This window comes from Streptacidiphilus neutrinimicus (assembly GCF_000787815.1).
Taxonomy (GTDB): Bacteria; Actinomycetota; Actinomycetes; order Streptomycetales; family Streptomycetaceae; genus Streptacidiphilus; species Streptacidiphilus neutrinimicus.
Genome location: NZ_BBPO01000008.1, coordinates 84,487 through 107,376 on the forward strand (window position 1 = coordinate 84,487; position 22,890 = coordinate 107,376).

General features: G+C 71.0%; 24 protein-coding genes. 12 read left to right on the forward strand and 12 right to left on the reverse strand.

Annotated features, from left to right (window positions below; all coding sequences use genetic code 11):
• Window positions 1-36: 36 nt before the first annotated feature.
• Both TR48_RS08215 and TR48_RS08220 read right to left on the reverse strand, forming a co-directional pair.
• A complete protein-coding gene (locus TR48_RS08215; protein WP_042365266.1) occupies window positions 37-2,307 on the reverse strand; it encodes an RHS repeat domain-containing protein in 2,271 nt (756 codons plus the stop codon).
• A 222-nt stretch (window positions 2,308-2,529) separates the two neighbouring features.
• Window positions 2,530-5,238, reverse strand: coding sequence for a hypothetical protein (locus TR48_RS08220; RefSeq protein WP_042365267.1), 2,709 nt, complete (start codon window positions 5,236-5,238; stop codon window positions 2,530-2,532).
• Between the two features lie 708 nt (window positions 5,239-5,946).
• On the opposite strand from TR48_RS08220, the gene TR48_RS08225 reads away from it, so the two are divergent.
• The 3 genes from TR48_RS08225 (at window position 5,947) to TR48_RS46255 (ending at window position 8,305) form a co-directional block, all read left to right on the forward strand.
• On the forward strand, window positions 5,947-7,506 hold the full coding sequence (locus tag TR48_RS08225) for an FG-GAP repeat domain-containing protein (protein ID WP_161789790.1): 1,560 nt from the start codon (window positions 5,947-5,949) through the stop codon (window positions 7,504-7,506).
• Between the two features lie 153 nt (window positions 7,507-7,659).
• Entirely contained in the window at window positions 7,660-7,950 is a 291-nt protein-coding gene (locus TR48_RS40135) for an integrase core domain-containing protein (protein WP_369405562.1), read from the forward strand.
• 229 nt (window positions 7,951-8,179) lie between these two features.
• Window positions 8,180-8,305, forward strand: a complete 126-nt coding sequence (locus TR48_RS46255) for a hypothetical protein (RefSeq protein WP_268873566.1) — start codon at window positions 8,180-8,182, stop codon at window positions 8,303-8,305.
• 58 nt (window positions 8,306-8,363) lie between these two features.
• On the opposite strand, the gene TR48_RS08235 is transcribed toward TR48_RS46255, so the two are convergent.
• From TR48_RS08235 to TR48_RS44660, 4 genes are all read right to left on the reverse strand, one after another.
• Entirely contained in the window at window positions 8,364-8,552 is a 189-nt protein-coding gene (locus TR48_RS08235) for a hypothetical protein (protein WP_042365269.1), read from the reverse strand.
• A gap of 61 nt (window positions 8,553-8,613) precedes the next feature.
• Window positions 8,614-9,135: a DUF5994 family protein gene (locus tag TR48_RS08240; protein ID WP_042365270.1), complete on the reverse strand. Its 522-nt coding sequence runs from the start codon at window positions 9,133-9,135 to the stop codon at window positions 8,614-8,616.
• A 104-nt stretch (window positions 9,136-9,239) separates the two neighbouring features.
• Complete coding sequence (locus TR48_RS43010) at window positions 9,240-9,410, reverse strand: hypothetical protein (protein WP_161789791.1); 171 nt, start codon at window positions 9,408-9,410, stop codon at window positions 9,240-9,242.
• Window positions 9,411-9,412: 2 nt separating this feature from the next.
• Window positions 9,413-10,021 carry a DUF5994 family protein gene (locus TR48_RS44660; protein WP_042365271.1) on the reverse strand — a complete coding sequence of 203 codons (609 nt, stop codon included), beginning with the start codon at window positions 10,019-10,021 and terminating at the stop codon, window positions 9,413-9,415.
• Window positions 10,022-10,743: 722 nt separating this feature from the next.
• Here TR48_RS44660 and TR48_RS08250 point away from each other — a divergent pair.
• Window positions 10,744-11,223, forward strand: coding sequence for a DUF5994 family protein (locus tag TR48_RS08250; protein WP_052442489.1), 480 nt, complete (start codon window positions 10,744-10,746; stop codon window positions 11,221-11,223).
• A gap of 367 nt (window positions 11,224-11,590) precedes the next feature.
• The gene (locus TR48_RS08255) at window positions 11,591-12,730 is read left to right on the forward strand and encodes an SPFH domain-containing protein (RefSeq protein ID WP_042365330.1); all 1,140 of its coding nucleotides are present in this window, start codon (window positions 11,591-11,593) and stop codon (window positions 12,728-12,730) included.
• 299 nt (window positions 12,731-13,029) lie between these two features.
• Here TR48_RS08255 and TR48_RS08260 read toward each other — a convergent pair whose 3' ends face one another.
• Window positions 13,030-14,277 (reverse strand): PP2C family protein-serine/threonine phosphatase, encoded by a 1,248-nt coding sequence (locus TR48_RS08260; protein WP_042365272.1) that lies wholly within the window; start codon window positions 14,275-14,277, stop codon window positions 13,030-13,032.
• 225 nt (window positions 14,278-14,502) lie between these two features.
• Window positions 14,503-14,775 carry a hypothetical protein gene (locus tag TR48_RS08265; protein WP_042365273.1) on the reverse strand — a complete coding sequence of 91 codons (273 nt, stop codon included), beginning with the start codon at window positions 14,773-14,775 and terminating at the stop codon, window positions 14,503-14,505.
• Between the two features lie 121 nt (window positions 14,776-14,896).
• Between TR48_RS08265 and TR48_RS08270 the strand changes: the two genes are divergently transcribed.
• A complete protein-coding gene (locus TR48_RS08270; RefSeq protein WP_042365274.1) occupies window positions 14,897-15,283 on the forward strand; it encodes a hypothetical protein in 387 nt (128 codons plus the stop codon).
• Between the two features lie 199 nt (window positions 15,284-15,482).
• Here TR48_RS08270 and TR48_RS08275 read toward each other — a convergent pair whose 3' ends face one another.
• On the reverse strand, window positions 15,483-15,884 hold the full coding sequence (locus TR48_RS08275) for a CBS domain-containing protein (RefSeq protein WP_042365275.1): 402 nt from the start codon (window positions 15,882-15,884) through the stop codon (window positions 15,483-15,485).
• Between the two features lie 756 nt (window positions 15,885-16,640).
• Window positions 16,641-17,126 (reverse strand): DUF5994 family protein, encoded by a 486-nt coding sequence (locus TR48_RS08280; RefSeq protein ID WP_052442490.1) that lies wholly within the window; start codon window positions 17,124-17,126, stop codon window positions 16,641-16,643.
• Window positions 17,127-17,381: 255 nt separating this feature from the next.
• Here TR48_RS08280 and TR48_RS40145 point away from each other — a divergent pair, with 255 nt between their 5' ends.
• Window positions 17,382-17,807 carry a CBS domain-containing protein gene (locus TR48_RS40145; protein WP_042365276.1) on the forward strand — a complete coding sequence of 142 codons (426 nt, stop codon included), beginning with the start codon at window positions 17,382-17,384 and terminating at the stop codon, window positions 17,805-17,807.
• Window positions 17,808-17,859: 52 nt separating this feature from the next.
• Here the strand turns inward: TR48_RS40145 and TR48_RS08290 are convergent, their stop codons facing one another.
• Window positions 17,860-18,063 (reverse strand): hypothetical protein, encoded by a 204-nt coding sequence (locus tag TR48_RS08290; protein ID WP_042365277.1) that lies wholly within the window; start codon window positions 18,061-18,063, stop codon window positions 17,860-17,862.
• A 480-nt stretch (window positions 18,064-18,543) separates the two neighbouring features.
• On the opposite strand from TR48_RS08290, the gene TR48_RS08295 reads away from it, so the two are divergent.
• On the forward strand, window positions 18,544-18,942 hold the full coding sequence (locus TR48_RS08295) for a hypothetical protein (protein ID WP_042365278.1): 399 nt from the start codon (window positions 18,544-18,546) through the stop codon (window positions 18,940-18,942).
• A gap of 71 nt (window positions 18,943-19,013) precedes the next feature.
• Here the strand turns inward: TR48_RS08295 and TR48_RS08300 are convergent, their stop codons facing one another.
• On the reverse strand, window positions 19,014-19,334 hold the full coding sequence (locus TR48_RS08300) for a helix-turn-helix transcriptional regulator (RefSeq protein WP_042365279.1): 321 nt from the start codon (window positions 19,332-19,334) through the stop codon (window positions 19,014-19,016).
• Window positions 19,335-19,483: 149 nt separating this feature from the next.
• On the opposite strand from TR48_RS08300, the gene TR48_RS08305 reads away from it, so the two are divergent.
• From TR48_RS08305 to TR48_RS08320, 4 genes are all read left to right on the forward strand, one after another.
• Window positions 19,484-19,777, forward strand: a complete 294-nt coding sequence (locus TR48_RS08305) for a hypothetical protein (protein ID WP_152627855.1) — start codon at window positions 19,484-19,486, stop codon at window positions 19,775-19,777.
• 192 nt (window positions 19,778-19,969) lie between these two features.
• The gene (locus TR48_RS40150; protein ID WP_161789792.1) at window positions 19,970-20,356 is read left to right on the forward strand and encodes an STAS domain-containing protein; all 387 of its coding nucleotides are present in this window, start codon (window positions 19,970-19,972) and stop codon (window positions 20,354-20,356) included.
• Between the two features lie 83 nt (window positions 20,357-20,439).
• Window positions 20,440-20,916 (forward strand): ATP-binding protein, encoded by a 477-nt coding sequence (locus tag TR48_RS41730; protein ID WP_042365282.1) that lies wholly within the window; start codon window positions 20,440-20,442, stop codon window positions 20,914-20,916.
• A gap of 503 nt (window positions 20,917-21,419) precedes the next feature.
• Window positions 21,420-22,700, forward strand: a complete 1,281-nt coding sequence (locus TR48_RS08320; RefSeq protein WP_052442491.1) for a tyrosine-type recombinase/integrase — start codon at window positions 21,420-21,422, stop codon at window positions 22,698-22,700.
• Window positions 22,701-22,890 lie beyond the last annotated feature (190 nt).

Genomic DNA, 22,890 nt, shown 5'->3' on the forward strand with positions numbered 1-22,890 from the left:
CCAGCACCGTGCCCCGGTCCGACCCTACGCGTGTGGTCACGGGTGGGGTCGGACCGTGAAGTACTGCCAGTTGCCCCAGGTGTCGATGTTGCCGGTGTCGGTGCTGTCGTGGGTGTATTCCACGATGACGCGGTAGAGGGTGTAGTCGGCCAGGTGGGCCCAGGGGAGCGGGATGTCGACGCCGCTGTGGCTCTTGAGGCGGTAGCTGTTGTCGGTGCTGACGGTGTGCCAGCTGCCTGCCGCGTAGCGCTGGAGGAGGACGGCGAGGCCCTGCCCGGAGTGGTCGGGGGCGACGGTGGTCTGCAGGAGCGGTTGGAGGGTGGTGTCGCGCATGTAGAGCTGGTAGACGGTGCCGTTGATGCGGGTGGTGCCGACGTGTTGCAGCAGGGTGTCGGTGACCACTGCGTGGGTGTAGGCGGTGGTGGTCCCGTTGGTGGGGTTGTAGCGGTAGTCGCCGGTGAAGGCGGCACTGAAGGTCGTATTGCGGGTGAGCTTGTACCAGGCCGTGAGGTTGCCGTTCGCGTCGACGGTGCCGGTCTTCAGGGTAGTGGGGGTGCCGCCGGCGGGGTAGGCGGTCAGGGTGAGGGTGCGACCGTTGTAGGTGGTGCCGAGGTGGGCGGTGACCTTGGCCCAACCGTCGTAGTTGTAGACGGACTTGTCGGTGCGGACGGTGACGGTGGTATTGGCACGGGTGACCTGGACCGTGGCGGACTCGGTGACGGGGAGGTAGGTGGTGCCGCCGTCGTAGGTGAAGCTGTACGTGTTCGTGCCGCCGATGCCGGGCGCATCGTGGACGGTGAACGTGCCGTCTGCGCCGACGGGTACGGTGCCGATGCCGTAGCCGTGCGGGTGGGCCAGATCGGTTCGCGTGACGTGCAGGCTTCCGGTGTCCACGTGGGCATGGGGCCAGGTGAGCCGGCCCGTCACGGCCAGGGCGGCGCCCCGGGCTGCGGCGGCCGGCGCGTGAAGGGTGAGCGTGGGCGCGTAGGCGGCGAGGGGAACGGTGACGCTCAGGGTGGCCGGTGCGTGATGGGGACCGCCTGCGTAGTCGAAGCGGTAGCTGAGCGGCCCGTGGGTGGGGGCGGTGTCGTGGAGGGTCGGCCAGCCGTTGCCCGGAGCCATGGACAGACTCGGCAGGGCGACGCCCTGGGGGTGGTCGGCGTCGAAGCGGGTGACGGTCAGGGCGTCGCCAGGGTGAAAGGGGACACCGCCGTTGTCGGCGATCATCAGGGTGATCGGCTCGCCCGGGGCGTAGGTTCCCGTCGGGAAGTAGCCGAGGTTGGTCGAGGCGACCTCGGGCTGGGTCTGGATCTGCAGAGCCGGGCTGTCGCCGGAGTCGTCGGTGGTGACTGCGAAGAGACGGCTTTCGTCGCTGGCCCATGCGAGGCCGTGCGGGGCGACGCGGCGGTCAGGGCCGGTGAAGTAGCCGTTGTAGATGCCGCTGCCGTCGGCGGCGGTGACGCGGATGTTGCGGATGTTGTTGGTCACGGCCACGGTGCCGTCGCCGGCTATGGAGAGCATGGTGCCGGGGAGCCCGGCGAAGTAGTTGCTGTCGGCGGTGAGGTCGCTGGTGCGGTAGCGGCCGCCGTTGACGGTGGCGAAGGAGCCGACGGCGATGTCCTTGCCGTCAGGGGTGAGCGCGAAGTCGCTGAGGTCGCTGACGCCAAGGGATGTGTGGGCCGTGCGGGTCAGGCCGGTTGCGTCGGCGGTGTAGACGGAGAAGGGCGCGGTGCCGGTGTTCCAGTCCTCGGTGCCGGCGACCAGCAGGCCCGGTGCGCCGTTTGTGGTGGCGAGGGTCGGAGCGTAGGGCCAGTCCTGCGTGTCGCGGTCGAGGGCGACGGTCCCGTCCGCGGCGAGGGAGCCGATGTTGCCGTGGCCTTCGGGACCGTAGCCGAACCAGATCCTGCCGTCGGAGGTGGCCAGGGAGTCGGGGCGGGTGCCGGTACCGGTGGGGTAGGTGGCCTTCTGCGTCAGCGTGGTGGTGTCGATCGCCGTGATGGTGTCGCTGTCCGGCAGCGCCGCGTACACGGTCGCGCCGTCGGGCGAGAGGGCGAGGCCCGTGGCGCCGCTGGGCACGGGGATGCTGGAGACGGTCGCGCCCTGGAAATCGGTGACCAGGATCGAAGTGGTGCCGCTGCCGCCGCTGATGAAGAGGTGGCCGTGGGTCTGGTCGACGACCAGGTGGGAGAAGTGGGCGATCGGCAGTGCGGTCTCCGCTGACGCCGGTGAGGCAGTGGCGAGGGTGAGCGGGGCCAGGCCGAGCAGGACGGCGGTGGCTGCCGCGAGTGCGCGGCGAGATGGCTTCACGAGGAGAACTCCGGTGAATGGGTGCAGGCGGGAGAGAGCGCGGCGGTGCCGCGGGATGGGACGGGGTCCGTGGGCCGGTCTTGCGGCCCACGGACCCCGTCGGCAGGAGACAGCTACTTGGTGTCGGACCAGAGCTGGGGGACCTGGTCGGGCGTCAGCGCCTGGGAGAAGATGCTGACACCACTGACCTGACCGTTGACCGGGTTGTGGAGCGTGCCGCCGCTACTTCGCGCTGGTGCCGGAGGCCCAGAGCGCGCCACCGCTGGTCGGGCCGCCGCCGGAGCGGTAGACGACGAAGTTGCCGTCGTTCTGCACGATCGCGTGGGCGCCGGGGTGGTTGTTGGTGCGGGTGGACCACAGGGCCGCTCCACCCGGGCGGTGGACGACGAGGTTGCCGTCGGGCTGCATCACCGCGTAGGCGCCGGGGTGGCCGTAGGTCTGGCTCGACCACAGCACCTTGTTGTCGACGGTGCGGTACAGGACGAGGTTGCCGTCAGCCTGCACGGCCAGGTAGGTGGTCTGGGCCTGGGTCCACCACCCCGGCTTCATGACCGTGCCGACGGGGATCTGCTGCCCGCGGACGTTCGTGCCCGTGGACCACAGAGCGGAGCCGTTCGCCGCGTAGAGGACGAGGTTGCTGTCGTGCTGCAGGGTGATGTACGCGCCCGGGTGGCCGTTGGTGTGGCTCGACCAGAGGGCGGCACCGGACGTGGAGTAGACGACCAGGTTGCCGTCGGGCTGCATGACGGCGTGGGCGCCGGGGTGGCCGGAGGTGTTGCTCGACCAGATGGCCGGGCCGCGCTGATTACCGCTGATCTGCAGGAACAGCACCAGGTTGCCGTCGGGCTGCATGACCAGCGCGGTGTCGTAGCCGGTGATCACGCCGCCCGGGGCCAGCTGTTGGCCGGCCTGGAGGGTGGTGCTGACCGTCGGCTGCGTCGGGGAGGCCGGGACCTGCGGATTGACCAGGTGGATGCCGCTCTGTGCGTCCACGTAGGCGACGCCGCCACCGCTGGACCTGTCCACGGTCCAGGTGGTGTTCCGGTCGTCGGCGACCGCGCCCGCGGGGAGGGGGGCCAGGTCGGAGGTGACGGGGGTGTCGGTGTGGAGGTCGGTGAGGACGAGTTCGCCGCGCGTCTCGTCGTGGGTGACCACGTAGCCGTCGCCGAGCTCGGCATAGCCGGAGGGGACGGTGACGTCCTGGTGGGTCGTCAGGTCGTAGACACCGGCGGGGCCGGAGACTCCGCAGGACCAGTAGATCCAGCGGTCAGCCGCGGTCTGCAGCTCGCTCGGGACGCAGGGGGCACCGGTCTGCACGGTCTGCTGGGTCGCCTTGCGGGCCAGGTCGATCAGGCCGACCGAGCCCGGAGTGGTGCCCGCAGCCCACTCGTAGGAGCCGTCCGTCAGGGCGGCGGCGCCCGCCGGACGTGTCCACAGGACGTCCTCGGACAGCCCCGGGACGGTGTTGGTGCCGATGTACTGCGTGCCGTTGGAGCCGTTGTAGACCACCCAGTTGCCGTTCGCGTCCACCAGGGTGCCGCCGCTGGTGCCCGGGTAGACGCTGTAGCCGGCGCCCGTCACCTGGATCGCGTCGTAGGGCGCGCTGCCGTTCCGTGCGAGCTGCGCGACACCCCACGGGTTGGCGATCGGTGGCGCGCACGTGGGCGCGGCGGAGCAGTCCGTGGACACCGGCGGCAAGGCGAACGACGGGGACCCGTATGTGGGTGCGGTGCCGCCCCACTGGACGGTGCGGCTCGACAGTCGTTCGTCCTGGGCGTCGACGCCCGTGATGACCTCGATACTGCCGTTGTCGGCGGAGAGCCCGCGGACGGCGTACGGTGCCTGAGCGTCGGAGTACACCAGCGCGGAGGCGACCGAACCGTCGGCGGCTGCGGTGAACCGGTGCACGCCCCAGTCGGAGGCCGAGGACCCGCCGAGCACCACTGCTCCGCTGGACAGCGCGTCCATCTGGCCGCGCGAGATCTGCGCCATCAGCGGCGTCGGCGTGCCGCCGGTCAGGGGCATCTGGTATAGCGTGTCCTGCGTGGTCGAAGGGGTGCCGGACTGGTAGGCGTACCCCAGGAGCAGGTTGCCGCCCGCGACCGCGATCCCGCCCAGGGCGATGCCCGTGGCTCCGGATATCTGCGGCTTGGGGATCGACACGGTCGACTCCGTGGCGCCGGGGTCGGCGCGGGGCACGAAGTGCAGAACCGGCGTGGCGCCGTAGGAGTGCCAGCCGACGTACTGGTCCGTGAGAACCGTGCCGAACTGGCTCGTGGGAAGATCGCTGAACACGGAGGTGACCTGTCCGCTGCTCAGATCGATCAGCGCCAGGCCTTCCTGAGAGCCCTGCATGTAGGTCATCAGGGCGTCACTGGCGTCCCCGCCCACCACCCAGCCGATACGGGAACCGCTCGGCCAGCCGGTGGCTGTCGTCATCGTCTGCTGGCCGCCCGCCGAGCTGAAGATGTGCAGGGCGGCCGGGGTGGAGCCGGACGCCGGCGCGAGGCTGACGAGGCGCGAGCCGAAGGCGCCCTGGGAAATCTCGCCGGCGGGAAGGGTGAACCAGGTGTCCGCCCCGGAGTTCATGTCCTGCAGCAGGAAGCGCTGGCCGGTCGGGTTTGCCACCAGGACATCGGCCCCGTGGGCGACGGTGGCGTTGGTGAACAGTGCCGAGAGCAGGGTGTCCTTCCCCGAGTCGGACGACCACACACGGTTCCGGTCGCCCTCAGGGGCGTGCAGGAAACCGCTGGGCCCTGCGTTGACGAGCGTGTCCGCGCGCGGGCTGCTGGTCGTGGCCGGCGGAATGACCGTGTCCGGCGCCGTGTGCGCGGCCGGCGTCGCGGCGAGGGCCGTCGGGCCGTACCCGAGGGCGGTGGTACCGAGGACGGCCACGGTGGCCGTGAGGCGGAGCAGGGAAGAGCGGTTCACGCACGTCTCCCGTAGGAAAAGGTCCGAGGTGGGTGGTCACGACCGACAGGCGGGAAAAGGCCTCTGCGCGAGTCCGGAAGCCCCCCAGCAACGACATCCCATGATCCCCACGAGTTGCGGGGGAAGGTTAGCGCACTGTCGCAAGCCCGAGAACAGCACGGCCCCGTCGAATCACTGACGGGCCCTTGATGATTCTCGGTATGGTGACCGCAGCGCGCGGCACCGCCTCAAGCGCCTGTTCGGCCGTCGGGAGCGAGAAGCCGCAGATGGTTGCTTCCGTTGGCCCTGACACTGAGGACTTGCTGCGTATCGACGGCGAGTGGGCTTGGCTTTGCTCGAGTGATGTGCTCTTCGAATGAGGCCGTCGAGTCAGGGCGTCCGTTCAGGACGCAGCTCGTGTTCGAAGCGAGGGGTGGATGCCCTTCTCATGCGACGCGAGTCTGGCCGTATGATCGGCGGCGCTGTCAGTGGTTCGAATGCGGTCGATGCGCTCAGACGTGGGGGCCCGGCCGTCGGAGGGGATCGTCCGATGCGTGTACATCCGTTCGTTCCGCGCCTGTTGGCTGCGGGATCGGCGTGTTTGCTCTGTCTTGCTCCCGTCCCTCCCGCCGCGGCGGATCAGGTGTCGCCTGGGATCACGTTGCAGGCGCCTCGTTGGACAACGGGATCGATCCGTACCATGTGACGGCGACGGTGGGCGCGGCTCCGGTGACGTCGGCTGACGTGGTGTTGGTGTTCCACTCGGCGGACCCGAAGCTGTCGGTGAGCACCTACCAGTATTCGGTTCTGGACCAGACCACGACGGTGACGGACGCGCAGGGGACCACCCAGACGATCACGTTGTTCAACGAGTACCAGCCGGTCAGCGCCGGGCAGGCGTTCATCCGTCAGGTCGGCTGGTACGAGCAGAACCCGAACCTGCCCCTCACGGTCACGGCGGAGGTCGTGGACCGAGCCTCCGGCCGGGTCGAGTCGAGTAGCGCTCCCACGACGGTGTCGGCGGTCTCCTACAGCGGGTCCGACGACTGGACGTCGGCCTCCGGGGTGCGGGGCGACGACCGGACCACCATGCCGTTGCTCCAGCAGACCCGGGACAGGTACGAGCTGTCCTACCAGTCCAGCATCGGCCCGGCGCTGCCCGCGGCCTACCCGACCATCACGCTGAGCGCCGCCCGGCTGAAGGCGGCGGGCTGGACCGCGCAGCAGTTCGCCTCGGCCGTCCGGCTCGAGGCCGGGGCCGGGTGGGGCAATGTGCCGCAGCCCGTGGTGACGCCGACGATCGGCGCGGACGGGTCGCTGACCTGGGTCCTGCCCGCGGTCGACATGCCCTCGGAGCTCCAGGCGGGCTCGTCCGCCCAGCGGCTGTGGCAGTTGGAGTTCTACGCCACCTGCGCGATCCACCCGGGCACGATCAGCGCCGCGTTCCAACTCCACGCCTCCGACGGCACGGTCGTCTCCCCGACCACCAACCAGGCCATCGCCGTGCAGCGCCACGCCTGCCTGACGCACGATTTCACCGGCGACGGCAAGGCCGATCTGCTGGCCCGCGACCACTCCGGCGCCCTGTGGCTCTACCCCGGCACCGGCCGCGCCGCGGCTCCGTACGGCACCCGTATCAGGGTCGGCGGCGGCTGGAACGCCTACACGAACCTCGTCGCCGCCGGCGACCTGACCGGCGACGGCCGCGACGACCTGGTCGCCCGCGACACCGCCGGGCGGTTGTGGCTGTACAGGGGCACCGGTCAGGCCACGCGACCGTTCCTGCCGCGCGTGTTGATACCGATGCACGGCTACCACCCGTCGGCTCGGCTCGTCACCGCCGGGGCACTCAGCGGGGACGGTCAGGCCGACATGGTGGACATCGGCAACGACATGGTGTTCCACGGAACCGGCAGTGCGGCCGACCCGCTCGGCTCGTCGGTGTGGCAGGGGCTGCCGCTCGCCTCCTACAACGCCGTCGCCGGGGCGGGGATCGTCGACTGGATGCCGTGGTTCGCGGCCCGTGACCGTTCCGGCGTGCTGTGGCTGGTGGGCGACCCGTACCTCGGCGCGCCGGCCCCCGCCCGGGTCCGCGTGGGCGGCGGTTGGCAGATCTACAACACGATCCTGGAGTCCGGCGACACCTCGGCCGTCGGTCACACCGACCTCGTCGCCCGTGACGCCGCGGGCCGGCTGTGGCTCTACACCGGGACCGGCACCACCGATCACGCCTTCCAGCCGCGCACCCTCATCAGCGTCGGCTGGCAGGCCTACGACCTCCTCGCCTGAAGCCGGCCCCACCACGCAAGAGGGTGGCCCGAAGCGCCATGCCCCGGGCCACCGTTCTCAGGGTCCTGGGTGCCCTCAGATGTTGGTCGCGACGGTGCGCCTGCCGAGAATGGCATCCGCCCAGCTCAGAGGCTGCTTGGGTTTACGGAGGTCGTGCTCACCGGCGTCCGTGTGCCGCGCATGAACTCCCTGATGGAGCGATGGGTGCAGACCTGTCGTCACGAACTCCTTGACCGGACACTGACCTGGAACGAGAGCCATCTGCCCCGGGCGCTACGCGAGTTCGAGCAGCATCACAACGCCCACCGGCCCCACCAAGCCTTGAACCAGGCGGCACCACTACGGGCAGTGCCTGAACCGCTCGATCCCGGGCAGATCGCACGCCTGGACATACGTCGGAGAGACCGCCTCGGCGCCATCCACGAGTACCGACATGCCGCCTGAGCTGCGCGGATGAGGTTGTCGGCAGGCGCAGGGCCGAGCCCGGTCGCCGAGGAGGGCACCGTGGGGGGCTCCCCGCGTGTCCCTGGCCCGGGTCAGGATGAGGATGCGGGTCCGGGGCCGCATGCTTGCGGTAATGACACGATCTGATGGACCTCGACGCCCCCTGTCCGCCAGCCCGTTCAGGCGTCCCACGGCACCAGCCCCCGAACAGTTCGCCGTCGGCGACCGGGTGACTCACGACAAGCACGGCCTGGGCCGCGTGGTCGCGGTGGAGGACGACCTCTCGGTGATCGTCGACTTCGGCGCGGCCCCCCAGCGCGTCTCCCCGCCCTTCTCCTCGACGACCAGACTCTGAGACCGCCGGCAACGCGCCCCTTGAAGCCTGTGGGGCTCGCTGCGCCGTCGCATCGGTCTCAGCGCAGGCACGCGGGGCAAGGGTGGCCGTGGGCCAGGGCCTCGCCGAGCGGGACCCGGACGACGTCGCAAGGCCCGCCGTCGTCCGCGCACGCGATGTCCTGGGCTGCCAGGAAGACCGTGCAGTCCTCGCGGGAGTGATACGTGTCGCTCGCCTTACTGGTGATGACGACGTCCGGGGTGGACATGGCGGGGTACTCCTCGCAGTCGTTGCGTCAGACCAGGTAGAGCGGCACGCGGGAGGCACGCTCAGCCATCGGCACCGGTGGTGGGCGTGTGCCGGGTGCGGATGTGGATGTGACCGCGAGGCGCCGTCGCCAGGGGGCGTGTGGGACCGTCGGCGACGAGCGCCCGGGCAGTCTGCTGGTTACCGGGACGGGCTGCCGCGGCCATGAGCTGCTTCGCCCGCCAGGGGGCGCTCTCCGGTGGCACGACGAGCAGTTCCCACTCCCTGATGCGATAGGAGGAGACGGTGATCGCGTGAGGATCGTGGCCCGGGTCGTACCAGTTCACCCGCACGTCGTGGGTTCCGGCCGAGAGGCTGTGGCGCAGCTCGGTCCAGGCGGTGTCGTGGACGGCGGCCCGGGTGATGCGACCCCATAGTCCGTCCAACTCGGCAATCAAGTGGGGGAGTTGCTCGAAGAGGTCGCGTGAGTACGGCCACCAGGCGCCGTCGAGTAGGGCTCGGGACCCGTCGGGGGTCAACGACAACCGCAGCGGAGGGCGAGCCAGGGGGACGGGTGTGGGTGCGGGGGCGGTGTCGGTGCTCATGAGGGTGAGGGCCTCTCGGTCGCGGATCGGTGGTCAAGCGGCGTCGGAGCTCAGCCGTGCGGCACGTTCACCGGTCGCGCCGACGGTCTGTCGCCGACGGCCTGTCAGGGAAGATGTCCTGTGTGCCGGACGGTACTGCCGCGCCACTGGGAGTGCCGGCGGTGCGCCGCGGTCCTCGTTGCCGCGGCGTGCCGGGCGTTGGCGAACTGGATCAGCAGGGCGCAGGCTCCGATCATGGCGGCGATGACCAGCACGGTGAGGAGCGTTGTCATCACTCTCACCGTTCCTCGGACACGTGCACCCGGCCGAGCGGCATGGTCAGCGGAGGTGCCGGGGCTGCGCCGCCTTCGGACTCCCAGGCGGCCTCCGCGCCGGCCTCGCGGGGCGAGGTTTCCGTGTCCCGGTGGTAGCTCTCCTCGGCGGTGATCAGGGCGCTCGCGGAGGCTGCGCCGCCCGGATCGGCGGCAGCGGCCATCAGCCGCGCGGCGGACTCCGGGCTGGTGTGCGGCGGTATGACGAGCAGGTCCCAGCGGCCGGTGCGGTAGGAGAGGAGCAGGAGTTTGTGCGGGTCCTGCTCGGTGGTGAACCAGCCGACCTTGACCACGTGTCCGGTGGCCTGGACCTCGCGCGGCAGGGGCTGCCAGTGGGTCGGGTTGACGGCGACGCGGGTGATGCGTCCCCACTCCCGGTCCAACGCGGCGACAAGAGAAGGAAGTTCGCGAAGAAGGTCGTCCGAGCGGGGCCACCAGGCGCCGTCCAGGGCTCCGACGGGGAGCCCGCCGGCGGCGGCGGCCGGCCGAAGCGCGAGGCGCAGCGAGGGAGACTCCGCCTCCGTGCGGGGCGGGGGAAGGGCGACCGAAGGCGCTCGAACAGGTGACACGGACATGGTGGGCGTCCCGTCTCCGGGCCTGCGCGCAGACCCGATGTCGGCGTTCGCCGAGAACGACAGGGGCACTGCAGCCGGTGTTCGGAAAACCCTCGGTGCTTTCACCCTACTCTGCGGGCGGCCGTAAGGGACTGATCCTGAGCCGCCGATTCCGGCGCGGTCCGGGCAGGCCGTGCTTGCCTCAGACTTCGCCGGGGCGCGGGTGATCGCCGCCGGAGGAACGTCCGGGGGGCGGACCCGGCGACCTGGGGACGCGTGTGGTGTCCACGGTCAGGTGAAGCCTCGTCCCGGTCCCGTCCGGACCCGCCGGACAGCTGCGCTGCTCGGTGCTGAACGAACGCGCTGCGCAGCAGGAGCGCGACCTGGCGCGCGGCGTCCGGTGTGGCCGCGATGATGCGGACGTCGGCGTGCCCGAGGGGCGGCAACGGTTCGTCCTGCACAGTTGCTCAGCTCCCGGGGACGGGCGACACGATGCGGGCCGGTCGGTGGCCCACCGGTCGGTGGGGATGCCGGGCCCGCCCATCCGGGGACACCCTGGAGACGGAAACGGTGGGAGGCCGCGGGATCCTGTCGTTGGCCCGGCGCGGGCGACAGCAGCCACGCTACCCCGGCCGCACCGGAGTAGCGTGGAAGCGGCTCCGAAGCGGCTGGGCGCGTCGACCTTGGTGCGGGCCGACGCAGGCCATCACGCGCGGTGCGTCGCGGCGGACAGGCGGTGTTCCATGAGTGTCGACCCTTCCACTCCGGCAGCGGGAAGGCTGCTGCCGGACACGAGCGAGTGGCCGCAGGCGCCCGGCGCGGTGGTTCTGCGGCTGGAGACGACCGCCTCCCGGCTGGGTGCCCACGACGGCGCCTGGTGGCCGCGCTCACGCGACCTGGCCGCGGAGCTTCCGCCACTGATCACGGCGGTGGCAGAGCACGTGGGGCCCGTCGAGCGGGTCGGCCTGGACGCCGACGCGTGGGACGAGGTTCCGGGACGGATCACCGTCGGCGACCGGGTGGTGCACATCGACTGGTCCCCGGTCGGCGACGACACGGTGATGCTCACCCGCGGCGCCCACGACCACTTCCTGCTTCTGGTCGTCCCTCCCGACGCGGACCCCGAGGCCGCCCACGCCGCCATGGCCGCGGCGGTGCTGGCCGGCGCCTCGGACTCGGCGAAGCAGATCTTCGTCAAGACCGGCATCACACCTGCCGCGTGACCTGTGGACCGGCAGCCGTCGTCCTCCGTTCGCCGACGACACGATCCGGTACGGCCGGAGCTGAGGGTGCGGTCGAGGTGCGAGGCGGTTGCCGGGGTCTGTGCGGCCGATCTCGCCGCGTCGGCCGAGTCGGCGAAGAACATGCCCGCGCCACACCGCGTCCGTACGCCTTCGGGTGCACGATGGAAGGGACACACCCCTGATCTCCGAATCGGCATGCGCTCCCTCGTGGATTCCCCTTCGGCCCGGGGCGACGTCGCGCCGAGGTCCACTGGTGGCCCCGGAAGCGTCCGGCGCCCGGAGGAGCGGGTCGCCACCGGTGGCCCGATCGGATCCCGAGGGGGCGCTGTCGACCGAGGAGATGACCATGTTCGGTTATCGTGTGCCGGCTCCGGACCAGGCGATGTTGATATCCGGGGGCCGACGCGGCATGGGGGCGGCGCCGTTCCGGGTCGTCACTGGCCACGGCGCGTTCGTGCTGCCGGTCTTGCGCAAGACGCGGTTCCTGACGCTGGCGATGTGCGAGGCGGAGGTCGACGAGAACTGTGTCACCCACCAGGGCATCGCGCTGACCGTGCGCGCCGTGATCGCGTTCAAGGTGGGCAACGACAACGAGAGCATCGTCAACGCCGGCCAGCGGTTCCTGTCGGACCAGGACCAGATGTCGGTGCTGACGGGCAGGATTTTCGCCGGTCACCTGCGTGCGATCATCGGGTCGATGACGGTCGAGGAGATCGTGACCGAGCGTCAGAAGCTGGCGACGGAGGTGCTGGAGACCTCGAAGGCGGAGATGGGCAAGATCGGTCTGATCGTCGACTCGCTGCAGATCCAGTCGATCGACGACGGGCAGACCGGTTACATCGCGGCGATGGCCGCCCCGCATCAGGCCGCGATCCAACGGCAGGCGAAGATCGCCCAGGCCCAGGCGACCCAGGCGGCAGCCGAGGCCGAGCAGGCCGCCGCCCGCAACCAGGCCGAGTACGCCCGGCAGACGGCGGTCGTCAAGGCCCAGTACACGGCCGAGGTCGACCGCGCCCAGGCGCAGGCCGCGCAGGCCGGTCCGCTGGCCGCCGCCCACGCTCAGCAGGAGGTGCTGACGGCCCAAACCGGGCTGGCCCAGCGGGCGGCCGAGCTGCGTCAGCAGCAGCTGGTCGCGGAGGTGGTGCGCCCCGCCGAGGCGGAGGCGGAGCGGATCCGGGTGCTGGCGCTGGCCGACGCCGAGCGGATGAGGATCCAGGCGGAGGCGGCGGCGTCCAACGACCGGGTCGCGTTGGACCGGATGCTGATCGACCAGCTGCCGCTGATCGTCAAGGAGGCGGCGGGCGGCCTGGCCGGCGCCAACGTCAACGTGCTGAACGGTGCGGACGGCCTCGGGGAGATCGCCGCGGGGTTGGTGGGGCAGGGTCTGACCATCCTGGACTCGGTCCGGCAGAACCTCACCGCGACCCGGACCGGGGCCGACGGCGACGGGGCGGCACGCACCCGGCACCTGGGCCCGGTGGACTGACAACCCGCCGGAGTCGGAGAGGCGCGGGAGCGGGGAGAGGCCCCTCGGCGGCGACACTCCGGGGGGCGGCCGCGGCCGCGGTCGTGGATGCCTCGCGGCTGCGGTCGGACCATGGCCCGTTGCTCGGCCGTACCGCAGCGGCACCCTGGCCCTCGAGGGTTTGCCGGTGAGCGAGGTCCGCGTCACCTACGCCAAGTCGCAAGGGAAGGGCTGCCACGCGCTCGTGGTGGACCACGTGACGCCACACGGCGGCTCCATGACCAACTGGGACCGGGGGACTCAACCGGAGCGAGTGCGGTTCAGCCCTTGTGCCGGTCGGGCTGCGGTCGGCCGCCGCGGTGGACTTCCGTCGTCGCGTCGGGTTGTCCGACGGCGTCTCCGTGCCACTCCACCAGGAAGAGGCTCGCGTCGTCCGTCGTGGCACCGCCTCGCTCCTGCATGAGGGCGTCGGAGAGGCTGCGCACCATCTCCCGGACGCTTCCGCCGCGGGGGCCGACGCGCTCGACGGTGGCGATCAGCCGTTGTTCCCCGAACAGCTCACCGCCCGCTCGGTGCTCCTCGACGAGGCCGTCGGTGTAGAACAGCACCCGGTCGCCGCGCCGCAGGTGCCGTCGGCTGATCTGCGGTGTGTCTCCGCCGAAGCCGACCGGAAGGGTTCCGGGGCTGTCCAGTGCCTGGAGCACGTGGTGGCCGCGGATCAGCAGCGGTGCCGGGTGGCCGGCGTTGACCCATTCCAGGGTTCCCGTTGCGATGTTCAGGCGCATCATCTGGGCGGTGACGAAATGGTCGGGCCCGAACTGCTGGTCGATGGCGGCATCCATGTATGCGTACAGTTCGGCGAGTCCCACGGTGGCGCGCCGGGCGTGCCGGTAGGCGCCGATGGCGACCGTCGCCAGAACGGCGGCGTTCAGACCGTGGCCCATGGCGTCGATCATGGCCAGATGCAGGATGTCGTCGTCGAGCGCGTAGTCGAGGCTGTCACCGGCGATGTCGTAGGCCGGTTCCAGGATTCCGGCGACGGAGACCTGCGGTGTGCTCATCGCCAGCGGAGGCAGCAGCGACCACTGGATCTCCGCTGCCAGGCTCATCGGCGCCTGACGGCGGGCTCGGGCGAACTGGTCCGTGTAGCCGTTCTTGGCGGTCAGGATGTCCGCGACCAGTGCCGCCAGTCGGCGGAGCAGTCTGCGGTCCTCGTCGTTCACGTCGGCCAGGGTGACCGCGAGCACGCCGCCGTGGTCACCGTCCGGCAGGGGCACGAACATCCGGATGCCTGCGGCCTGCGGGCACTCGACGGTGGTCGTCCCCAGGAAGGCTTCACCGGCCGGGGAGCCGCCGATGGGCACGGGGGCTCCGACGACGAGTCCCCGGCCCGGCAGGGGCACCAGCGTGACCTGGCCGTAGTCGGGCAGGAGGATGGAGACTTCCTGGCCGCCGACCGCCCGCGCCGCTTCGGCCACCAGGGGGGCGACGAGCTGCGGCGGCATTCCTCGCGCCCGGTCCAGCAGCTGTCCCAGCAGGCCCTCGCCGAATCCTTCGGATCGGTCCATCGCAGCCCTGTCGCTCTTCCTCTGCGGGCTTCACGGTGAGTGCGCGGTTCGCCGCCCGACTTCCTCGCCCCGCTCCGTCGCGGACCCGCGTACGCTCTGCGGTGCCCTCCTTCGTCCCAGCATCGCATCGGCTCGCGCACTCGACACTCCGGCCGGGAGCGTGCAGGCGAGCAGCTGCTTGCGACCCGAGATCCGCAGCTCGCTTCCCGAGGCACCGAGGTTCTGCTACTCGACCGTGGGTCGTGTCTCCCTCAGCTGTTCCTGGAGCCACTTCAGCGTGTCCGGGGTGGCTCCGTTCGCCTTCGCGTAGTCGAGCAGCCGCTCGGCCTGGCCGTCGAGGAGAAGCCGGACATCCTGCTGCTGCGCGACCGTGAATCCGGCTGCCATGCCCTTCATCCCCCAGGCGGACAGGGCCCGCTCCACGGCCGCTCGATCGCCCCGGCGGACGTCGTCCATGATCCGGTCGGTCAGGGCCTCCAGGTCGGTGTCCATCGTCATGAACCTCAGCCTGCGCGGCTCTCCCCGGACGCGCGAGGTGGCTCGCCCATCCAGGTCCCCGGGGTGCGACCCGCCATGCCCAGCGGCACTCTGGACCGGGGGCCCACGTCAGGAGAACGGGATGGGTACGACGGCAGACCAGGTGGAGACGCGGATCTCCGTGCGGGAGGACAGTTCCGGGGTCCACACGGTCCTGGACGTCCGGATCACCGCGGACGCCGCGACCGCCGGACGGATCGCGGCCCTGGTCCGCGAGGCCTACGCTTCGGTCCTGCTCGGCGGTGGCCCCGCCGCAGCCCGGGAACACGAGGAGACCAGGGCCCGGCAGTCCTCGGACGGCGTCGCCCGGCTCGAACTCGTATCCCAGGACCTGGCGCTGCTCGACGTGATCCGGAAGCACGTCGGCACCGTGTACCCGACCTCGCCGGACAGCGACCGCGCGTCCGCACACGGCACCGTGCGCCTGGTGGTCCTGCGTGAGACCGACGGTTCGGCCGACGACGACTGACACCTGATCCTCATGGCGGGTCCCTCGGGCCGTGCCCGGCTGCGCGGCCTCAACGGTCGCTGCCGTGCGGCAGGCGTTCGGGGCCCCGCTGCTCGCCGACGCCCAGCAGGAGCCGCAGCGTCCCGGCCGGCATCGGCGGGAGGGGGCCGGTGACGAGCAGACGGTGGAGCGGAAGCTGACGGCACCGTCGCCCCGTCGGTCAGCTGCCGCTGCCCAGTTGCTCGGCGGTGATGACGCCCAGGGCGAAGCCATCGGCGTCGATGACCGGCCAGACGTGTGCGTCGTGTTCCCGCATGGCCTTGGCGACGGCGTCGATCGGGGTGTCGGGGTGCGCGAAGGGTTCGATCGGGCGCGCGACGTCGCGCAGCCGGGCGTGCTGGCTGTACCAGGGCTGGGACAGGTAGCCGCTGAGGTCGTCCCTGGTGACGAGGCCGACGCAGTGGCCGTCGTCGCCCCGGACGAGCAGGTGTTCCACGTGGGCGCTGTGCAGGATGTCCAGGGCCTTGTCCACGGCGGTGTGGTCGCTGACCTGCAGGTCGGCGGGGACCATCACGTCGGCTGCGCGGCGGTGGTCTGCGGATGTGTCGAGGGTGGACGCCATTGAGGTCTCCCTTGGCGCTCGGGGTCGCTCCGGGCTTCGACGCTTTCAAGCGTGCCCTGGCCGGAGGCCGAGGCCGGGGTCAGGGCTCGCGGGCTGTGCGTCGACGTCCGGGCGGAGGGATCCAGCAGGGATGGGCGGGTGGCGCGACCTGACGTGCCGACGGGCGAGGCGGACATCGCACCGCGGCTGCCGCCGCATGCACAGTCCCCTCGCCTTCATGCTAACCGTGCGGTGGAGGCAGCGGCTGTGGTGTGCCTGTGCTCCCCGGGTGCGCGCAGTAGCGCGGAGAAGCGCAGGGAGCCTCCCGCCTCGGACTTCCACCCACGCCGACGGCAGGAGCGGGACATGGACTTCGGCCTCGTGGAGATCCCCCGGGGATCCCGCAACAACTACGCGATGGACCAAGGCCTGGGACGCATCCGGTGGGACCGGATGCTTTTCACCTCCACCCACTGCCCGGCCGACCTTCGGCTACGTCGAGGGCACTCTCGGACTGGACGGCGATCTTATCTTCCGGGGGGGCCTGGTCCGCTGCCGTGCGCTCGGCGCGTTCCGTATCAAACGCCGGGCGAGGACATCGGCACCGGTCTCGACGCATCGGCCGTTCCCTCGCCGCGCACCGCACTCTGCCTCCAGAGCTACTCGCCGACGCCCTCCTGCTCGATCTCCTCCCCATTCCGAGGGCCACCGACGACACCGCCCTGGTCGTCCTGCGCCTGTGACGTCCAGGCGGGCGACGGCTGATCTGATCGGCCGTCAATCCTGGGAAGCCACGCGGCCTCCGGCCGAGTGCACCGGGGCGAGCAGTTGGGCGGAGGTCCTGTGATTGCGCTGCGTGGAGGCTCCGGCCATCGCGGCCGACGCCGTGGCCGCGTCGGTAGCCGGTGGGACGACCAGGAGCAGGAAGTGGTCCTGGAAGCCCCGGGTGAGACTGATGGTCCAGTCGCAGCCGGGGAACCAGTTGATCCGGATCACCCGGCCGTCCACGGTCACCGTGCGGGGGACCTCGTCCCAGGCCACGGTATCGAGGCCGATCCGCAGGACACTGCCCAGGTGGGCGGTGAGCGCGGTGACCAGGTCGGGCAGTTCGGCCTGGACGTGGCGCGAGCGCGGCCACCACGCGCCGTCGAACATCCCGGTCCGCGACATCGTCGCTTCGAGCAGCAGCCGGGGCAGGAGCGGCGCGCCGAGCGCGTCCACCCGCAGCGGAGGGGGATAGGAGGAGAGGTCCATCGGCGCCATGTGAGGTCGCCTGTCCGGTCCGCGAGCGGACCTGTCATGACCCAGGGCGGCACCAGCGCGAATGTTGGTGGGGAGGCGCTTCCTCGGCTACCTTCACCCTACTCCGTCGGCGGTCCGCCGCCGGTGCCGCTCCCCGGCGGAGTAGGCTTGAGCCGTCCAGGGCATCTCGTATCCGGTACACGTTCCGGCATCGTCCTGGGTTTACAACACCGCCGGGCCGTCCATGGCCGCCCGGAGACAGGCGCAGGTGCCACCGTGGCCAGCCGACTTCCCGCCCCCGCGCGCGCCCGCCTGACCGTGGCCGACGCCATGGAACCGCACGAGCACCAGATCGCCGACGACACCACCATCGACCGGGCCAACGACCTCTTCGACGACAACCCCGGCATGCCCTACCTGCTCGTACGCGACGCCGCAGGACGCTGCGAGGGCCTGGTCACCAGGTCGGCGCTGCTCGTCTTCCTGGCCCGCTCGTGGTACACCGAGCACACCCTCGTCCGCGACACTACCCATCAGCGCGGCCCCTTCGCCCGGCCGGCCATGAAACTCGAGTTCGCCGCAGAAACCATGCGGAACAAGCACCTGCGGGTATGGCCTGTCGTCGACTACGAGGGGCTTCTCCTGGGTGTACTGACCATGCGTCGCGTCAACGACATGACACCCGCCCCGCAACCGTCCTGAGGGCCGTGTGACCGCGGTCCGGCGACTGAGCCCCCGGTCCTCGCCGTTCGCCTCAGTGCTCCCAGTGCACCCCGGCCACCGCATGCACGGGCAGGGAGTACTGCGGGGCCGCCGCGCCGGGAACGCGGACATGGATCCACGTGTCCTGGAGCCGGACGTCCAGACGCATGTTGCCGCTGAACGTTCGCCCGTTCACCTCCACATCCCCCGCGAAGCGGACGACGGCGGGCCGGTACGGGTCATCCTGCGGTTGCATAGGTCCAGCTTCCCGCGGCCGCGGGAGCACCGCACGTCGGTGGCGTCGCCGACCGCGGCGATCTTCGCCGCTGACCCGACCGGGGACTCGGCGTCGTCATGTGGCGTCCTGTTCGTGACGAGTTGTCTGCTCGGCCCAGACCTGCGTCGGCGGGCCGCTTACTCGGATCCGGCGGCTTCCCGGGCGCAGACGAGGGCGGCCGGCGGCGGACGGCGCTGCTCCCGAAGCCGCCGGTGAGGGTGTGGTGCAGGGCGTGCACGCCACGGTTGGGTGGACGGTGGTCGGGTGGGCCTCCACGCACTGCTGCCGATCTTCGGCTGCACCGATCGACCTGGCCCGCGCGGGCCCCTGGCCTTCGGCCGTCGGCTGGTGTCCGCCGGATACGTCGGGCGTGACGCACCGGCGACCGGGGGCCCATCGAAGCGCGCGATGGGGCGCCTTTTCGCGGGTGAAACGCGCCGGAGTGGTGAGACGCGGTGTATGGCAGTCGCCACCAGAATCGAGCTGGTCATCCACTCCGTCGAGCAGGGACGGCGGGCCGGCCGTTGGAGGCTGACCATCCACGACTACGAGGTGGTGTGCGAGCTGCTCGGCAAACTAGAACGGCCCCGCCCCGCCGGGCCTCCCATGGTCCGCTCCCTGGCCGAACGCACCGTCCGGCTGCGAAACGCCGCAGCGGATCTGGCCTGCGCGGCCATGACGACCCACGGTGAGCTGGCCTGGATGCTCTCCGAGTGCGCCACCGCCCTGTCCCCTCTCACCGACGGCGCCATCCACCCTTACCGGCTCAGTCCCGCGGAGGCATCCGACGCCGAGACCGCCCTCGACCAGATCCAGGCCTTCCTCGACAGCGCCGAGCGCCACAGCGGCCGCCCTTGAACGGACACGTTCACTGCGCGCCGTGAACGGCACCGGGCGAGCAACCACGAGCCGCCGACCGGCCCGGCGCTTCACCCGCCGGTGGGCTCGGCAGGGAGTGAGGTGAGCGCGGCCAGGAGCTCGGCGACGGTGGGGCCGGCGTCGGCGGGGTGCCGCAGCTTGGTGCCGGGCACGAGACGGTAGCGGTTGCTACGTCCGGACCGGGTGTGGGCGAGGTAGTCGGCCGCTTCCAGGTCGGCGATGACCCGCATGACCGCCCGCTCCGTCAGGCGGCAGCGCACCGCTATGTCCCGTACCCGGATCCCGGGATCCCGGGCAATCTGGACGAGCACCCGGGCGTGGTTGGGCAGGAACGTCCACTGCGTGGCCCTGGGAGCGGGGACCTGCTGCATGCACCCAGGATCCTCCGGAACACCTGCTATCGCAAACATGACATGAGTTTCATGCAACTGTTGACACTCCTTGAGCCCAGGAGTGAACCTGGTGGGGCACCACGGGCGGACCTGCCCGCCGAGGTGGCCGGATGCAGCGGAGGTGCGCTGTGACCAGGGACGAACTGAACGCGTTGGCCTCGCGGCTGCGTGAGCACGGGACCGTGCCCCACGCCGTCGACCAGGCTCTGAAGGCCGTCGACGCCTACCTCGCGCTGGCCGATCGCCACCCCGATGCCCCCGCGCTGACGTTCGAGCGCCGCCGCGCGCTCGAACTGTGGCGGGCTCTGCAGGACACCGCCGCGGCGCTCGCCGCGCAGGGGGCCCGATCCAGGCGGAGGGTGCGCCGTGAACGGTCGTCGTCGACCTCGCCCGGGTTCCTCGCTCAAGCTACGCCGCCCTGAACGCCCCGCTCGTGCTCCGGCTGGGCGTGGGGTTCCGAGTGCGGCATGACCCGGCACGTCGTCGCGTCCGCGCCAGTCGCGCATCGCGCGCACCTTCCGCGCGGACCAGTCCTACGCCGGACTGCGGTGCCGAGCACAGCCTGGTCGCGGAAGCGATGTCTTCTTCGCACGCTTTGGATTTCGGAGTGGACGATGAGCACAGTCGATCCCCGGGCGGCTTCTTTTCCCCGGCCCCCGCTGAAGGTGGAGTGCAGTCCGGTGCCGGGTGGGCAGGTGTGCTCGCTGATCGGCGACCTCGACCCGGACACCTGCGTGGATGCGACCGCGGTGCTCGGTCGGGCGGTCGAAGCGCGGCCGGGGGTGGTCTGCGTGGACATGCGCGAAGTGCAGTCCTGCGGCTCGGCCGCGTTGAACATGCTGCTGGGGCTGCGCGCGCTCGCCGAACAGGAGCGGGTGCCGCTGGCCGTGGTCGCCCCCAGCCGACGCGTGGAGCGGCTGCTGGAGCTGACCGACGCACGGCGGCTGTTCCGCATCTACCCGGACTACGAACCGGCCGTGGACGTCCTTGGTTCTCCCTGACCTGGCGGTCGTCCGGCAGGTGTGTGCCGGGGCGAGGCGGGAAGGCGCGCAGCGTCCTACCGGCCCACCCTCTGGACTCGGCCATGATCAACAGTTCGGCCCTGTATCCGCCGTCGTTCTTCCATCGTCGGATCGGCTTCCGTCGCGGCGGTGACCGCGTGACGCCGGTGAGCGAGGGAATCGAGTTCGTCCGCCAGTCGCTCGCCGAGTGGCATCTGGGCTCGCCCGAGGTGGGCGGCGACGAGGAACGCGCCTACGAAGCCCTGTTGGTGGCAGCCGAACTCCTCGCCAACGCCGAACAGCACGGCGGCGGCGCGCGCCGGCTCCGCCTCGACCTCGACCCCGCCGGACAACAACTGCGCATCGCCGTCTCCGACAGCGACCCACACCACCGCCCCCGTCCGGTCCGGCCCCACCGCGCCGACCGCCCGCACGGCCACGGCCTGCACATCCTGTCCCGGCTGTCGATCTGGGGCACCACGGACGATGGCCGGGCTGGCAAGACCGTGTGGGCCCAAGTCCCCGTCCGCACACCCCACTACGGCCACCCGCGCCGGTGAGAGCCTGCATCGATGCGGCTGCGGGTCCTCGGACGCGTCACCCCGGCAGCCCCGGTGACCAAGCCGGCCCCCCGTTCGAGGGCCTCGACGAGATCGGGCCAGCACAACTCGCGTGTGAGACAGGAAAGCTGTCGACGCGCGTGGAGCGAACGTCAGACGCGTGGTCGCCGACAGCCGGCACCACTGGCTGCCGCGGCACCGGCGCGAGCATCATCGACGAGCCGCGGCTCCCGTCCACCATGTGCTTTTCCTGGCTGGGCACGTTCGCACCGGAACCGGACTCCGGGCGGGGCACGTCTGGCGTCGTCCAGCCGAACCCCGCCCTGGGCCATCCCGGTGCTCCTCTGGCGCGCCTGGCGGGCGATTCAAGGGATCCGCCCTGGTCAGGTGGCGTTCAGCAGATTAGTGGTCGGGTTGTGATCGTCGCTCCACCCGAGCTCCACCTACCGAAACCAGGATGAAGAGGGCATGGCGTTCCAAGAGCTTGTGAGAAGGTGATCGCTATGCGCGCCCACGCCCGCCCGGGGCGCGTGGACCGCCGCTGCGGCTGCCGCGACCATGACGGCCGCCAGCTTGGCGCCCACTGCCCCCGCCTCACCAGCGACGCGGCCCACGGGAGCTGGACGTTCGCCGTCGACGTCCCCAGCTCCGAACCCGGCACCCGTCACCGCACCGTGCGCCGCTGCGGCTTCGCGACCGAGGACGACGCCCGTACCGCGCTCCACCGCTACCTCGACGGCCGTCTCCTCGGGGTCAGCGCCGACCCCAACCAGACCGTGGGGGAGTACCTGGCCGTCTGGCTGGCCGGGAAACGGCTGCGGCTCAAGGCCACGACCTGGGTCCGCTACCGCGACTACGTCCAGGACGATCTGATCCCCGCGTTCGGCCCGATCCGCCTGGACGACCTCGCCTACGCGCACTTGCACCACTTCGTCCAGGCCCAGCTCGCCGCGGGCCGCGGCCGGCAGACCGTCTGGCACATCCTCGCCACCCTCTCCAGCGCGCTGGGCGACGCGGTCCGCACTCACCGCCTCCTCGTCAACGTGGCCAAGCCATCGGTCCTGCCCCGTCCCACCCCGGACGAGCGCACCGTGTGGACCCCGGCCCAGGCGATCCGCTTCCTGCGCTACACCCGCGTCCACGACCCCGACTTCGCCGACCTGGTCGAACTCCTCATCTGCACCGGCCTGCGCAAGGGCGAGGCCCTCGGCCTGCACTGGGACGACGTCCACCTCAACCGGCACGTCCTCTACGTGCGCTGGACGCTGTCCGCGATCGACAACAACCGGCTCGACCTCACCCCACCGAAGACCCGCAAGAGCCGCGACTGGGTCGCCCTGTCACCCCGCGCCTTCACGATCCTGGCCCGCCGCAAGGACGCGCGCGTACCCGCCGACCTGGCCCGCCCACACGGCGGCTACGTCTTCCACCGTGACGACGGCGAGCCGCTACACCCCGAGTACGTCCTCAACCACTTCCACCACCTCGCCCGCCAGGCGGGCGTCCCCAAGATCCACGTCCACGACCTGCGCCACCTGGCCGCGACCCTCGCCCTCACCCGCGGCATCGAGCTGACCATCGTCTCCAAGACGCTGCGCCACTCCACCGTGTCCACCACAGCCAACATCTACGAGCACCTGACCCGGCCCGCCGCCCGTCAGGCCGTCAACGCCATCGCCGCCGAACTCGACCACGCCGAACGCCGCCACGACCACCAGCCGACCACCCAGCCCGGCCGCCACCACCGTGAAGCCGGCACCGGCCAGTACGGGCCCGCCGCCTGAAATGCCGTCAGTGAGATTCGTCAGCCGAGCCGAATAATGACGACCACAACACGACCACCAACGGAAAAGGCCGCTCCCACCCTTCGGTGGAAACGGCCTCCGACCTGCGAAAACGCGGTCGGGACGACAGGATTTGAACCTGCGACCCCTTGACCCCCAGCGTCATGCCAGCTTCATTCCCGTGGCAGTC